Origin of the sequence: Nonomuraea sp. NPDC049158 (assembly GCF_040648335.1) — a bacterium.
Classification (GTDB): domain Bacteria; phylum Actinomycetota; class Actinomycetes; order Streptosporangiales; family Streptosporangiaceae; genus Nonomuraea.
Genome location: NZ_JBEZDM010000019.1, coordinates 61,856 through 75,377 on the forward strand (window position 1 = coordinate 61,856; position 13,522 = coordinate 75,377).

A 13,522-nucleotide genomic window follows, 5' to 3' on the forward strand; every position below is an offset into this window, starting at 1 on the left:
CATGATCGGGCGCGTCAGGCGATGCGGACGATGCTCTTGCCGTGGGTGTCGCCGTTGGCCAGCCGCTGGATGGCGGTATCGAGGTCGGCCATCTCATACTCGGCGGTGACGTCCACGCGGACCGTGTGGTCGGCCAGCAGCCGCAGTGCCCTGGTGGCGCTGTCGGCCAAGCGTTGCGGGTGGGTCTGGCTGAGCAGATTGCTGTTGTAGGTCAGGGCCGACTTGCCGCTCATGAGCAGGTCGTTGGTGTTGATCTCGACAGGTTCGAAGGTGGCGATGTTGCCGTAGATCGCCAGGCGGCCGTGCGGCGCGAGGCGCTCCAGATTGGCCAGGCGGGCCGGCCCGCCGATGGGGTCCAGGATCACATCGAACCGCTCGTCGGCGAGGGCGCCGGGAAAGTCCTCGCGTGTCACCAGCAGGTCGTAGCCGAACCGGGTGGCGTACTCGGCCTGGGCGGTGCCGCCGACCACTCCCACGATGCGGGCGGCTCCGGCGGCCTTGGCGAACTGGGCCGCGAGCGTGCCGACGCCCCCCGCCGCCGCGTGGACGAGCACGCTGTCGCCGGGACGTACCCGGCCGACCGTGTTGATCAGGTCGTAGGCAGTGGGGGTGACCCAGCCGAAGCCGGCGGCCGTCCGAGGGTCCACGCCGGCGGCGTCGAAGGCGAGGAGGTCGGGCGCCACCACGACCTCGGCGTATGCCCCGGCGCTGGTCAGGGCGGTCACGCGCTGGCCGACGCGGCCCGCGTCCACGCCTTCGCCGACCGCGACGATGCGGCCGGCGGCCTCGAAACCGGGCACGAAGGGGCGCGGAACCGGGAAGTGGCCGCTGCGGACGAGCACGTCACCGTACTGGATTCCGGCGTATTCCACCCGGATCGCGACCTGCCCCGCGGCGGGGACGGGCTGGTCGACGTCGGCGAGGGTGAACCGGTCATCGGTGTCGAAAACCACGGCCTTCATAGTTACAGCTCCCTGTGTTGAATCAGTATCCTGATACCGAGGACCGTAACGAGTATCAGGTACCTGAGTCAACACAGGGAGCTGTTGATTGATGACCGACGTCCCCGCCGAGGAATACCTCTGTACGCGCATCCGCCGCACCGAGCAGGCTCTGATGGCCCACCATGAAGCTGTCCTGCGCGGCTACGGCCTCACCATGACCCAGTACACCGTGTTGCTGACGCTGTCGCGCGAGGACGGCATGTCCGGTGCTCAACTCGCCCGCTCCTGTGGCGTCACCCAGCAGACCATGGCCTCCGTCCTGACCGGCCTTCAGACCAAGGAACTCATCGTCCGCGAGACCTCGCCCGTGCACTCCAAGGTCCTCATCGCCTCGCTGACCGAACACGGGCGGAACGTGCTGGACGGTGCCTACGGAGAAGTCATCGTGCTGGAGCGCGCGCTCGGCGAGGCTTTCACCCCGGCCGAGCGCGACGCGTTGTGCGAACTCCTCGAACGCGCCACCACGATCCTGATCCAGCAGACGCCCAAAGCCGAGTCCCGAGCCGGTTAGCTCACCAGCGCCGACGGGTCGCGTTCCGGCGGACCGGCGGGCCACCATTGGCCGTCGCGGTCGGTGAAGGGGTACCAGCGGCCGTCGCGGCCGTAACGCAGTTGCCGGGCGCCGATGGTCCACCGGTTGCGCCATGCCTCGACCTCCGGCGGGCGCTCGCCCTCCCAGCCGGCCCGCAGGAGCGCCCCGGCTCTGGCCAGGTCCTTCTTGGGTGGGGTCCAGGCCGTTTCGAGCGTCTCCAGCCCGTCGGCGCCGCCGTACCGCCAGGCCTGTACGGCCGCTTCCAGGCCGAGGTCGAGGTCGTGGGCGGCGGCCAGGCGTACCCGGTCCTGATATTCGGTCAGTACGGCCAGCCGCCCGGTGAGCAGCAGCTCGCGGGCCCGGTCGGCGGCCGAGGCGGCGAGCACCTCCAGGGCGGCCACGTCGACCCCGGGCGCGGGCTCCAGCCCGAGCGGCGCGTACGCGACGTCGAGCGGTGGCGGCCCCGGCAACGGCGGCACGCCGAGGCTGAACGCCACCGCGGCGGGTGTACCGGTCTCGGCCGGCGTGGGGACGTCGCGGCCCTGGAGCGCCTCGATCAGCTCCTGCTCGCCCCGGCCGCGCATGAGCAGCAGGACGAATGGATCGGCGTCGAGCAGCCACGACGCCTGGTAGCACAGGGCGGCGGCGTGCTTGCACGGGTGTCCCCAGTCGGGGCAGGTGCACTCCGGTTCGAGATCGCCGACCGTCGGCAGCAGCGGGACTCCGGCGTCCTCGGCAGCCTCGACCAGGTCGTGCGGCATGTCGCGGTCGAGTAGCGCCGCGATGTGCCCCGCCTTGGCGGCCATCTGGTCGAGGAAGCGCTCCCAGTCGGTGGCGGCGAGCTGCTCGACATGGACGACGGTGTCGTACTCGCTCTCGGTGACGGCGGCGATGCGACCCGGGCTGACCGTGATGGGGCCGACCTGGCCGGTCTTGGCGTAGGCGCGCCCCTTGCGCAGGAGTTTGTGGTCGAGGGAGGTGTCCTCCATGGCCTGGATCCAGGCCCCGCCCCACCAGGAGGTGGCGAAGCGGGCGCCGGCCCGTTGCGCGGGGAATGCGGGGAATCCTCGGACAGCGTTCATCTGAATGGTGGCGCGGAGGCCTGGTCCTTTAGGGCCGGGGGATGCGCCACGCCTCCTTTCGAAAACAGCATGGAAAGGCTCGGTCACGTTCGGTAATGTGCGCGGTTAGTGAGGACGCTGTGACAGGAGGTGTGCGATGGCGATCCGCCGCTCCGCCACCAAACGCCACGGCCTGCCCTCGAGCGTGCAACTGCGGCTCACGCCCACCCCGGCCCAGGCCGACGCCGTGACGGCGGCGGTGCTGTTGTGCAATCAGGCGGCCACCGTCATCTCCCGCCTGGCCTGGCAGCACCGCGTCTTCGCCGTGGTGGAGTTGCATCGGCTGGCCTACTACGAGGTGCGGGCGCAGGTGGCCGGGACCCCCACCGGCCGCGTCACCCTCCCCTACACCGGCCGGCCAGAAGACCTCAAAGCCATCGACGCGCTGCCGCTCGGGGAGGCCGACCTGATCTGCCGGCACGGGGTGTGGCTGCTGCAGGTCGCGCTTACCCTGCCCCATCCGGCGGTGCGTGAGCCGGTCAGCGGCTTTATGGGGGCAGATCATGGCGTGGCGAACCTGGCGGTCACCTCCGATGGTGCGGTGCTGCCCGGCCCCGCGCTGGCCGGCCCGGTCGGCGGCAACGGGCACGTCCGCACGTTGCGGGAGCGGCGCCATCGCCAACGCCGACGCCTGCAGAAGAAAGGGACTGCTTCGGCGCGGCGGGTGCTGCGCCGCCTTGCTGGGCGTGAGCACCGGATGATGACCGACCTCAACCACCAGATCAGCACGTACGTGGTGCGTGAAGCCGAACGCACCGGCCGCGGCGTCGCCCTGGAGGATCTGCAGGGCATCCGCGGCCGGGTAAGGGCTCACCGGCTCCAGCGGCGCACCCTGCACAACTGGGCCTTCGCCCAGCAGATCACCTTCACCCGCTACAAAACCGCCCGAGCCGGGATCGCCTTCATCCTGGTCGACCCCGCCTACACCTCCCAGGCCTGCCCGGACTGCGGGCACATCAGCAGGGCGAACCGGCCGGCGCGAGGCCGGTTCGCCTGCCAAAGGTGTGGCCTCGCTGGGCACGCCGACCACATCGCAGCCCGCAACATCGCCACACGCGGCATAGCGAGCTGGGCTGCCATCAACCAGCCACACGCTACCGGCCTCCCTTCACCCAGACGGGACCGCGAGAGCAAACCACCAGATTCAGCCAGTGGTAGTTGATCTCAACTCCACCAGTGCGGCGAGTTCCGCGTCGGTCAGTTCGGTGAAGGCGGCGTCGCCCCCGGCCAGTACGGCGTCGGCCAGCGAGCGCTTGGCCGCCAGCATCTCGGCGATGCGGTCCTCGATCGTGCCCTCCGCGATCAGCCGGTGCACCTGGACGGGTTTGTCCTGGCCGATGCGGTAGGCGCGGTCGGTGGCCTGGTCCTCGACGGCCGGGTTCCACCAGCGGTCGTAGTGGATGACGTGGTCGGCGCGGGTGAGGTTCAGGCCGGTGCCGGCCGCCTTGAGCGACAGCAGGAACACCGGCGCCGCCCCCTCCTGGAAGCGCCGTACCATCTCCTCCCGTTTCGGCACCGAGGTGCCGCCGTGCAGGAACTGGGTGGCGACGCCCCGGTCCGTGAGATGCCGGTCGAGCAGCCGCGCCATGGCCACGTACTGGGTGAAGACCAGCACCGCCCCGTCCTCGGCGACGATGGTGTCGACGAGCTCGTCGAGCAGTTCGAGCTTGCCGGAACGGCCGGTCAGCCTGGGCGCGGCCTCGTGCAGGTAATGGGCGGGGTGGTTGCAGATCTGCTTGAGCCCGGTCAGCAGTTTGACGATCAGGCCGCGCCTGGCCATGCCCTGGGCGCTCTCGATCTGCCGCATGATCTCGCGGACCACCGCCTCGTACAGCCCGGCCTGCTCGGTGGTCAGCGCCACCGGGCGGTCGGTCTCGGTCTTGGGCGGCAGCTCGGGCGCGATGCCGGGATCGGACTTGCGGCGCCGCAGCAGGAACGGCCCCACGAGCCTGGCCAGCCGCTCGGCCGCCACGGTGTCGCCGGATTCGACCGGTTTGGCCCAGCGCGAGCGGAACCTGCCCAGCGAGCCGAGCAGCCCTGGCGTCGTCCAGTCGAGGATGGCCCACAGCTCCGCCAGGTTGTTCTCCACCGGGGTGCCGGTCAGCGCGACGCGGGCGGCCGCCGGGATCTCGCGCAGCGCCTTGGCCGTACCGGAGGAGGGGTTCTTGACGTGCTGTGCCTCGTCGGCCACCAGCAGCCCCCACGGGTGCTCGGCGAGCCGCGCCGTGTCCATCCGCATGGTGCCATATGTCGTCAGTACGAAGCCCTCATCGGCCAATGTCCGGCTATTTCCATGAAATCGGCGGACAGGGACGCCCGGTGCGAACCTGGAGATCTCCCGCTCCCAGTTCCCCAGCAGCGAGGCGGGGCAGACGACCAGCGTGGGACCGCCGCCCCGGTGCAGGTGCAGGGCGATCAGGGTGATCGTCTTGCCCAGGCCCATGTCGTCGGCCAGGCAGGCGCCGAGTCCGAGCGACGTCATCCTGGCCAGCCAGCGCAGGCCCTGCAGCTGGTAGTCGCGCAGCCGCGCGTCCAGACCGGCGGGCACGGTGATCTCCTCGGGCTCGGACAGCCGGTCGCGTAGCTCCCGCAGCCAGGCGCTCGGCTCGATCGGCACCTGCTGGCCGTCGACCTCCACGGTGCCGGTCAGCGCGGCGCCGAGGGCGTCGAGGCCGGTCAGCGGCTTGAGATCGCGCTGGCGGGCCTTGCGGGCCAGGTCGGGCTCGATGAGCACCCACTGGTCACGCAGTCGCACGACGGGACGGTGCGCCTCGGCGAGCCGGTCCATCTCGGCCGCGGTCAACCGCTCGCCGCCCAGGGCGAGCTGCCAGTTGAAGCTGGTCAGGTGCTGGCCGCCGAGGAAGGACGGCATATCGGATGGGGCGCTGTCGCGCTCGCCGACGACGGCGCGGGCGCTCAGGCCGCGTACGAGCTCCCTTGGCCAGTGGACCTCGACGCCGGCCGTGCCCAGGCGTTCCGCGGCCCCGGCCAGCAGGTCCTCCACGTCCTCGCCGGACAGGGTCAGCTCGTCGGGGACAGCGCTGTCGAGCAGGCGTTCCAGCCCGGCCCAGGCGCGGGCCGCCCGCCTGATGGCCAGCGTGGCGTCGATCCTGGCCCGGGGGCCGAACCCCGGGTCCGTGCCCGCCCACAGGTCGGCGGCGTCCACCACCAGGGACGGATCGGCCAGGCTGTGCAGCTGGACCACCGCCCGGAACTCCGCCTGCTCCAGACTGTCGGCCTCCAGACGCAGCGACAGGCGTACGCCGGAGTCCAGCCCCGCCGACACCTCGTCGGCCCAGGCGCGCAGCCGGGGCACTTTGACCGGTTTGACGGCCGCGAACGCCGAGGTGCCGGTGGCACGGACGGCGCCGGGGGAGCGCGGCATCGCGTCGGCCACCGCGTCCAGGAACGCCCGCACCAGCGACTCCGCGTCCCTCAGCCGCACCTCACCCGCGCCGCGTCCGTCGCGTCGCCGCGACTCCGCGTCCCTCAACCGCGCCTCGCCGCTTTGGACGGCCTGCCCGCCGTTATCGACGGCCCGGTCTTCGAGAGGGACGGACCGCGCGGCGGCGGGCATGGCGTCGGCCAACTCCCGGATCCGCTGTACATCGGCCGCGTCGAACGGCCCCGCCCGCCACGAGTCGAAGTCGCCCGCCGAAACCCCCGGCAGGATCCGCCCCCTGGCGACCAGTTGCAGCGCGACCAGCGCCACCGCGCCCCAGAACCGCGCCGCCGCATGAGCGCCCGCGTCGCTCCTGGCTCTGGCCAGCCCGGCCACGGCGTCGGCGACCGGGACGCGGGTGGCCCGGGCCTCAAGAACCCGCAGCTCACCGCCGTGCTCCTCGACCACGCTCACCGTGTCGTCCCCGTCCGGGTCGAGGAAGGCCATCCGCCCCTCTCTGGGTGGGTCGCCGGGCTCGAAGACGACCGCCTGCCGTACCAGATCCGTCATTGGGCTCACGGCCGTACAGTGTACGGTACGAATCACCTGTGGTTTACCACAGCACAGATCTGCCGCCCACCTCATTACCGCCACTTTGGATCTTGATTAGCCTCTACAACATGACTGAATGGCTCATCGCGCTGATGGAGACTCTGGGCGCCCCTGGGGCGGGCCTGGCGATCGCGCTGGAAAACCTGTTCCCCCCGCTGCCCAGCGAGGTGATCCTGCCGATGGCGGGCTTCACCGCCAGCAGGGGCGAGATGGACCTGCTCGAGGTGCTGGTGTGGACCACGGCGGGCTCGGTGTTCGGCGCGCTGGCGCTCTACTGGGTGGGCGCCCTGCTCGGCCGCCACCGCACACTGGCCATCGCCGCCAAGCTGCCGCTGGTGAAGGTCTCCGACATCGAGAAGACCGAGGCATGGTTCCTCAAGCACGGCAAGAAGACGGTCTTTTTCGGACGGATGGTGCCTATTTTCCGCAGCCTGATCTCCATCCCGGCGGGGGTGGAGCGGATGCCCCTGCTCACGTTCACACTGCTGACGACCGCCGGTAGCCTCATCTGGAACACCGTGTTCGTGCTCGCCGGCTACTACCTGGGCGAAAACTGGTCGCTGGTGGAGTCATACGTGGGCGTCGGCACCAACGTCGTGATCGGCATCGTCGTGCTGGCGGTGCTCGTGTTCATCGGCGTGCGAGTGGCGGAGCGACGCAAGGGGCGGCATGCGCCCCGTCGCTGAGGGCCTGCGACTACTGGCGGCGGTGTCGCTGGGCGCCGCCACCGCCCTGGGCGATGTGGTGTTCCTGGCGGTGGCGCTGCCCTTCCTGGGCACTCCCAACACGCAGGCGGCGGCCAGGCGGCTGGTCCTGCTGGAGACACGGCGCCTGCGCCTGGACCCGGCGGAGTTCGACGTGGGCGGGCGGGCCACGCGCTATCTGGCGCTCCGCGTTCCGGCGGGCTTGCTGGGCGGGCTGGTCGTGGGGCTGCTCCTGCTCGGGGCGGTGACGGTCGGCCGGCTCGCCTGGACCTGGGCGAGCGGCGACACCTTCGACGGCATCGCACCCACCTTGCCGATCGTGCTCTATTTCACCCTGGCCGGGATCCTGCTGCTCTTCCTGAACCTGTCGGGCCTGGTGGGCGTCTACTCGCTCGAACGCCGGCTGGCCCAGCGCGTGCTCGGGCCCGACCCGACCGAGAGACTCGAGCGCAGGATCGTCGAGCTGGCCGAGAGCCGGGCCGGGATCGTGGCGGCGGTCGACTCCGAGCGCCGCCGGATCGAACGCGACCTGCACGACGGCCTCCAGCAGCGCCTGGTCGCCCTGTCGATGCTGATCGGCCGATCCCGGCGCGGCCGACCCGAGCTGCTGAACCAGGCTCACGAGGAAGCGCAGCAGGCGCTGGCCGAGCTGCGCGAGGTGGCCTGGCGGGTCTACCCGAGCGGCCTCGACTCCCTCGGCCTCGGCGAAGCGCTGGCGGGGGTGGCCGAGCGATCGAGCGTGCCGGTCAAGGTGTCCTGCGAGCTGGCCGCGCGCCCGCCGATGGGGGTGGAGACGGCCGCCTACTTCGTCGTCTGCGAGGCGGTGACCAACGCCGCCAAGCACGCCGGAGCCACGCTCATCACCGTTGACGTGCACCGGGAGGGCACAATGATCGTCGTGCGGGTTGAAGATGACGGCCGGGGCGGCGCGACCGCCTCGGGAAGCGGGCTGTCGGGGCTGGCGCGCCGGGTGGCGGCGCTCGACGGCGGCTTCCAGCTGGTCAGCCCGGTGGGCGGCCCGACGACGATCGTGGCGGAGCTGCCGTGCGGGTGATCCTGGCCGAAGACTCGACGCTGCTGCGCGAGGGCCTGCTGCGACTGCTCATGGAGGAGGGCCACGAGGTGCCCGCCGCCGTGGGCGACGGTCCCGCCCTGGTCGAAGCGGTGGCCGCGCATGAGCCCGACGTGGTGGTGGTCGACGTACGGATGCCGCCGACCCACACCGACGAGGGCCTGCGCGCCGCACTGGAGATCAGGCGCCGCTGGCCCACCGTCAAAGTCCTGGTCCTTTCGCAATACGTGGAGAAGAAGTACGCCACGGAGCTGATGAGCGGTGACGTGGAAGGCGTCGGCTATCTGCTCAAAGACCGGGTGGCGCAGGTGGCCGACTTCCTCGACGCGCTCGACCGGGTGGGCGCCGGGGGAGCGGCGTTCGATCCCGAGGTCGTACGCCAATTGCTGGCCCGCACCACCCAGCTCGATCCGCTGGCCCGGCTCACCCCTCGGGAACGCGACGTCCTCGAACGCATGGCCCAGGGCCTGACGAACGCCTCGATCGCCCAGGCCATGCACGTGTCACAGAGCGCTGTGGAGAAGCACGTCAACTCGCTGTTCGACAAGTTGGGTCTGTCACACCACACCGGCTACAGCCGTCGCGTGCTGGCCGTGCTGCGCTTCCTGGAGTCGTGACAGCGGTCATCGACGTCCGTGACGGCAGCCATTGACGTCCGTGACAGCAGCGGCCGAAGCCGGGACGATCGGCGGCCGAAGCCCAGGACGGCAGCCGCCGAACCTGTCCTTCCATCCGGCAGCCCTTCTTCCGCAGTCCTTCCTCCGCTGGCCGCACCTCCGCCTGCCCCGCACTGCCCTGACGGAATGCCACCGCCGAGTTTCGTGTACGTTTGTACATGTACAAACGTACACGAAAGGTGTCTGATCATGGTGATGTACGCGTTCCTGGCATTGGCGATCGCGGCGGAGGTGGCGGCCACCAGCCTGTTGAAGAGCACGGAGGGGTTCACCCGGCTGTGGCCGACGGTGGCTTGCCTGGCCGGCTATGCGGTGTCGTTCGTGGCCCTGGCGCAGGGGATCGCGCGGGGGCTGCAGATCGGAGTGGCCTACGCGGTGTGGGCCGGGCTGGGCACGGCGCTGATCGTGATGATCGGCGTACTGTTCCTGAGTGAGCCGATCTCTGTGACCAAGGTGCTCGGGGTCGCGCTGGTGATCGCCGGAGTGGTCACGTTGAACCTGGGAGGGGCGCATTGAGCGACGCCGGGAGGGGCGCGTCGAGCCGCCGCGATCCATCCGGCCGGCGTCGCGCCATCGTCGAGGCCGCCGCCGGGCTCATCGCCGGGGAAGGCGTCAGCGGCCTCACCCATCGCAAGGTCGCCGCAGCCGCCGATGTCCCCCTGGGCTCTACGACCTACTACTTCACCGACTTGGCCGACCTCGTCCAAGCGGCTCTGGAACACATCGCCGCCCTGTCTCGCCAGGGCCTGGACGAGATGGCCCGTGACCTGCGGCAGGCCACCGACCTGGCCGCCGCCCTGGCCGAGCTCACCACCGCCTACCTCGCCGCACCCCAGCGCCACCGCACGCAAGACGAGCTGTATCTCGCCGCCAGCCACCGGCCCGAACTCCGGCCCGCCGCCCGCCTGTGGTTCGACGGCCTGACCGACCTGCTCGCTCCCCGCACCGGCCACGCCACCGCCCAGGCCATCGCCGCCTTCATCGACGGCGTCCTCCTCCACGCCCTCATCCACGACCAGCCCCTCGACACCGCCACCCTCACCACCGCCCTATCCGCCCTCATCGGCACCGGCGACCACGCACCCCGGTAGAGGTACGAGAGAAGCAGTACGACCAGATGGTCAAGTACGCCACCGCGCCAAAGCTGCGCGCCGCCGAGGCCGAGGTTCCACCCGTGGCGGCCCCAAGCACCCCGCCTACCGGGCAGGCCGGCTGCTGACGCGCCGCTTCAGAGCGCGATGGCGGCCGTGTTGAAGGAGTACGGCATGATCCGGCGTACCGTATACGCCGCCCGCTGTCCGTCGGACGAGGCGTACCACCAGCGAGACGGTCGACTTCTTCGGCGCCATCACCGTGGGAATCGGCACCGAGCCGGCCGCTGAGCAGGGCATGATGCCGCGCTGACGGATGCCTGGACCATTTCAGGGCGTGCCGAACCAGCCGGAGAGTGCTTCGCGCAGCGCGGGTACGGCGTTGCCGGCGGGTTCGTCGACGGTCGCGGCCCAGGCGATGTGGGCGTCCGGCCGGATCAGCAGGACATCGGCGGGTCTCTGATCGGTCTTGGCGGTGTGGATGTCGACGCGTTGCCGCCAGGCTTGAGCGGTTTCGCGGAGTTCTGGGCGGTCGGCGAGGTCGAGCAGGATCGGCCGGGCAGGGTGCAGGAGGTCGGCGACGCTGGTCATGCCCTGGTCGCTGTGCAGGGTGAGGTCGGGGGCGAAGGTACCGGCCAGCGGGTGAGGGCTCGTACCGGGCATCGGGTAGCGAATGTCGGCGCCGGCGACCAGCGCTCCCATGCGGCGCAGCGGCTGCTCGTCGGTGAGCAGCTCCTGGAAGACCTCTCGCAGCGCCTCGGCGGCCGCGTCGTGCCCGCGCCGCAGCGCCACCTGGGCTCGGGTGTGCAGCATGGTTCGGGTGCCGGCGAGGTGGCGTTCGGCGTGGTAGGTGTCCAGCAGGCCGGTCGGCGCCCAGCCGTGGATGTCGGCGGCCAGCTTCCAGGCCAGGTTGACCGCGTCCAGCATGCCCGCGTTGAGTGCCACTCCGGTGGCCGGGAACAGATGTGCCGCATCACCGGCCAGCAGGATCCGCCCGGCCCGGTAGCGTTCGGCCTGCCGGGCCTTGAAGGTGAAACGCGACAGCCGGAGCGCCTCTCCCACGGGCAGATCCGCGCCGAGCACGCGACGGACGCTGTCCTGTAGTTCGGCCACCGTCATCGGTACGTCGTCGTCGTACTCGGTGCTCTCGTCCTCGATGGTGTAGAGCGAGACGATCTGGGAGCCGGGCGAGGAGCCGCAGCCGAACAGACCACGGTCGGTCCGGGTGAAACCCGCGCGGATGACGCCGAAACCGGGCACGTCGAGATCGCCGTTGCCGAGCACGGTCACCGTCTCGGGCAGGGTCACCTGGGCAAGCCGGTTGACTTCCGGGTAGATGGTGCCGGGAAAGCCGATGCCGGTCCAGTCGCGGACCCGGCTGCGCGCGCCGTCACACCCCACGAGGTACTGGGCGATCACCCGGTACGGTCCGTCCGGGCCTCGCACGTTCACGGTCACCGCGGCCTCGTCCTGGCTCACCGCGATCACCTCGTGCCCGCGGCGGACGTCGACGCCGAGCTCGCCGGCGCGTTCGTCCAGCAGCCGTTCAAGCAGTTGCTGCGGCAGTGGCAAAGCGTGCAGCGGGGGATCCGCCAGCTGGGTGAAGTCCAGGTGCACACCGCCGAAGGGGAAGCGGGGAGCCGGCACAGGGTCGGTACAGGCCGCTTCGAATCGTTCCAGCAGGCCCCGGTAACGCAGCAGCTCCAGGATCTGCCCGCCGAGGCCACCGGCCTTGGGGGTGTCGCGGCGCCGCGGCTGCCGCTCCAGCACCAGCGGCCGCACCCCGGCCAGGCGCAGTTCGGCGGCCAACATCAGACCGGTCGGGCCGGCGCCCACAATGATCACGTCGGCGTCCATCACCGGCTGTTCCTCCTCGCGGGCTTTCTTCGTGGGTTCTGACAACTCCGCGGCACGTCCAGGATCTTGCCGTAGACCGGCGATCTCCTGGACGACGGGTTGGGCGTGATGCTTCATATCGATGGCCTTTCCATCGTGTCGTTCGCTTCCAGGCTGCTTCTCAGCTCGCGACATCGTCGGCCACGGTGGAGGTCGGAGTGCTGAGGATGCCGTCGAACGCGTCGAGGACGGGGGTGTGCACGTAGGCGCTCTGGATGCGGATGCGGTCGGGGGAAGCGGTGGGGCCGGTCTCGTGGCGGGCGCGGCGGAGGTCGGCGACGCTGAGCCCGAGATCGGCGTCGGCGAAGGCGGCCTCGATGCTGCCCGGCTCGGGCGGCTGCAACGCGATGTCGTCGATGGCGAAGCCGAAGCGCGCGTTCTCGTCGGGGCGCATGTCGGCGGTCTGCCCGGTGACGCTGGTCAGGGCGAGGGCGAAATAGTCATCGCCCAGCCAGTTGTGCAGGTGCTGTCCCATGGGGAGCCCCGTGAGGTGGCCGTTGAAGGAGACCGGCGTCCTTTGGATGTGGGCGTTGTGGGCCGCCAGCACGATGCGGGTCCCGGGTGCGAAGCGCTCCAGGTGCCACAGGATCGACCCGGCCATGTAGACGTCCCGGGCCGAGGTGTCGGCGGTCAGGCCGTTGCCGGCGTACAGGCCGGCCATGGCACGGAAGCCGTAGTCGGCGTGGCAGGCGGCCTCGAGGCGGCGCAGGGCGATGTCGTAGCTGTGCTGATCCCCACGGGAGACGTACAGCGGCTCGACGGCACGGAACCGGATGAGCAGGCGCATCAGGATCGCGCTGAGAGCGTCTTGCTCCGCGGCGGCCAGTCGGGTCCAGGCCGGTGCGGCCGAGGCCGCGGAGGCACCGGCGAACGACTCGGCGATCCGCATCGCCTGCTGGATCAGCGGCTGGACTTCGGGATCTATCTCGCGGAGGTAGTCGGCGACCGGGGCCAGCGCGGGAAGCAAGGATCCGCCGGCTGCCGGGATGTCGATGCCGGCGAAACGCACCGGCACCCCGGCTGTGGCGTTGTGCCGGCGCATCCAGCGCAGCGGCTCATCGACTCCCACGGGGATCGCCGCGGCGAGATGGGCTGCCAGCTCATCGTCCGTGCCTTCCCCCTGGGCCCAGGCGTCCAGGGGGAAGCCTTCGCTGAAGCCGTACTCGAAGGCCAGGACGGTGAAACCGCAGCGTTCCGCCAGGAACCGCAGGATGCGCCGGCGCATGAGCGAGAACTCATGGATGAAGTGGGAGTTCTCGCCGATGGCGACGACGCGGGCGTCGCCGATGATGTCGCGCAACGGCTCCAGGTCATCGAGCGGCGCCTCAGGGTCGAGGTGGGCGAGCGGGGCGGCATGGCCGCCGAGCCAGCCGGTGAACGGGTTGGGGTGGGACGAAGCAGGATCGACCGCCGACATCCTGGGCAACCAGC

Annotated in this window: 12 protein-coding genes; 7 read left to right on the plus strand and 5 right to left on the minus strand. The window is 70.7% G+C overall.

Annotated features, from left to right (window positions below):
* Positions 1-14 precede the first annotated feature (14 nt).
* The gene (locus AB0B61_RS33955; protein ID WP_358440694.1) at positions 15-962 is read right to left on the minus strand and encodes a zinc-binding alcohol dehydrogenase family protein; all 948 of its coding nucleotides are present in this window, start codon (positions 960-962) and stop codon (positions 15-17) included.
* Positions 963-1,053: 91 nt separating this feature from the next.
* Here AB0B61_RS33955 and AB0B61_RS33960 point away from each other — a divergent pair, with 91 nt between their 5' ends.
* Positions 1,054-1,515: a MarR family transcriptional regulator gene (locus AB0B61_RS33960; protein WP_358440696.1), complete on the plus strand. Its 462-nt coding sequence runs from the start codon at positions 1,054-1,056 to the stop codon at positions 1,513-1,515.
* Here the strand turns inward: AB0B61_RS33960 and AB0B61_RS33965 are convergent.
* Positions 1,512-2,618: an SWIM zinc finger family protein gene (locus tag AB0B61_RS33965; RefSeq protein ID WP_358440698.1), complete on the minus strand. Its 1,107-nt coding sequence runs from the start codon at positions 2,616-2,618 to the stop codon at positions 1,512-1,514. The two genes, AB0B61_RS33960 and AB0B61_RS33965, sit on opposite strands and share 4 nt — an antisense overlap.
* 136 nt (positions 2,619-2,754) lie before the next feature.
* Between AB0B61_RS33965 and AB0B61_RS33970 the strand changes: the two genes are divergently transcribed.
* The gene (locus tag AB0B61_RS33970) at positions 2,755-3,819 is read left to right on the plus strand and encodes a transposase (RefSeq protein ID WP_358440701.1); all 1,065 of its coding nucleotides are present in this window, start codon (positions 2,755-2,757) and stop codon (positions 3,817-3,819) included.
* Here the strand turns inward: AB0B61_RS33970 and AB0B61_RS33975 are convergent.
* Positions 3,802-6,609, minus strand: a complete 2,808-nt coding sequence (locus AB0B61_RS33975; RefSeq protein ID WP_358441055.1) for an SNF2-related protein — start codon at positions 6,607-6,609, stop codon at positions 3,802-3,804. The genes AB0B61_RS33970 and AB0B61_RS33975 overlap by 18 nt on opposite strands.
* A 110-nt stretch (positions 6,610-6,719) precedes the next feature.
* Between AB0B61_RS33975 and AB0B61_RS33980 the strand changes: the two genes are divergently transcribed.
* The 5 genes from AB0B61_RS33980 (at position 6,720) to AB0B61_RS34000 (ending at position 10,195) form a co-directional block, all read left to right on the plus strand.
* Entirely contained in the window at positions 6,720-7,337 is a 618-nt protein-coding gene (locus AB0B61_RS33980; protein ID WP_358440704.1) for a DedA family protein, read from the plus strand.
* On the plus strand, positions 7,321-8,409 hold the full coding sequence (locus AB0B61_RS33985; RefSeq protein WP_358440706.1) for a histidine kinase: 1,089 nt from the start codon (positions 7,321-7,323) through the stop codon (positions 8,407-8,409). The genes AB0B61_RS33980 and AB0B61_RS33985 overlap by 17 nt, the downstream gene beginning before the upstream one ends.
* Positions 8,400-9,044, plus strand: a complete 645-nt coding sequence (locus tag AB0B61_RS33990; protein WP_358440709.1) for a response regulator transcription factor — start codon at positions 8,400-8,402, stop codon at positions 9,042-9,044. Before AB0B61_RS33985 ends, AB0B61_RS33990 begins: the two co-directional genes overlap by 10 nt.
* Positions 9,045-9,293: 249 nt before the next feature.
* Positions 9,294-9,620, plus strand: coding sequence for a multidrug efflux SMR transporter (locus AB0B61_RS33995; protein ID WP_358440712.1), 327 nt, complete (start codon positions 9,294-9,296; stop codon positions 9,618-9,620).
* Positions 9,617-10,195, plus strand: a complete 579-nt coding sequence (locus AB0B61_RS34000; RefSeq protein WP_358440714.1) for a TetR family transcriptional regulator — start codon at positions 9,617-9,619, stop codon at positions 10,193-10,195. Before AB0B61_RS33995 ends, AB0B61_RS34000 begins: the two co-directional genes overlap by 4 nt.
* A 330-nt stretch (positions 10,196-10,525) precedes the next feature.
* Here the strand turns inward: AB0B61_RS34000 and AB0B61_RS34005 are convergent, their stop codons facing one another.
* The gene (locus AB0B61_RS34005) at positions 10,526-12,169 is read right to left on the minus strand and encodes an FAD-dependent monooxygenase (protein ID WP_358440717.1); all 1,644 of its coding nucleotides are present in this window, start codon (positions 12,167-12,169) and stop codon (positions 10,526-10,528) included.
* 43 nt (positions 12,170-12,212) lie between these two features.
* A complete protein-coding gene (locus AB0B61_RS34010) occupies positions 12,213-13,508 on the minus strand; it encodes an erythromycin esterase family protein (RefSeq protein WP_358440719.1) in 1,296 nt (431 codons plus the stop codon).
* Positions 13,509-13,522 lie beyond the last annotated feature (14 nt).

Bases quoted from the DNA above. Each gene is read 5' to 3' on its own strand.
- AB0B61_RS33960 (WP_358440696.1), top strand. From the start codon at position 1,054: ATGACCGACGTCCCCGCCGAGGAATACCTCTGTACGCGCATCCGCCGC.
- AB0B61_RS34005 (WP_358440717.1), bottom strand. From the start codon at position 12,169: ATGAAGCATCACGCCCAACCCGTCGTCCAGGAGATCGCCGGTCTACGG.
- AB0B61_RS33975 (WP_358441055.1), bottom strand. From the start codon at position 6,609: ATGACGGATCTGGTACGGCAGGCGGTCGTCTTCGAGCCCGGCGACCCA.
- AB0B61_RS33965 (WP_358440698.1), bottom strand. From the start codon at position 2,618: ATGAACGCTGTCCGAGGATTCCCCGCATTCCCCGCGCAACGGGCCGGC.
- AB0B61_RS33985 (WP_358440706.1), top strand. From the start codon at position 7,321: ATGCGCCCCGTCGCTGAGGGCCTGCGACTACTGGCGGCGGTGTCGCTG.
- AB0B61_RS33955 (WP_358440694.1), bottom strand. From the start codon at position 962: ATGAAGGCCGTGGTTTTCGACACCGATGACCGGTTCACCCTCGCCGAC.
- AB0B61_RS33980 (WP_358440704.1), top strand. From the start codon at position 6,720: ATGACTGAATGGCTCATCGCGCTGATGGAGACTCTGGGCGCCCCTGGG.
- AB0B61_RS34010 (WP_358440719.1), bottom strand. From the start codon at position 13,508: ATGTCGGCGGTCGATCCTGCTTCGTCCCACCCCAACCCGTTCACCGGC.
- AB0B61_RS33995 (WP_358440712.1), top strand. From the start codon at position 9,294: ATGGTGATGTACGCGTTCCTGGCATTGGCGATCGCGGCGGAGGTGGCG.
- AB0B61_RS33970 (WP_358440701.1), top strand. From the start codon at position 2,755: ATGGCGATCCGCCGCTCCGCCACCAAACGCCACGGCCTGCCCTCGAGC.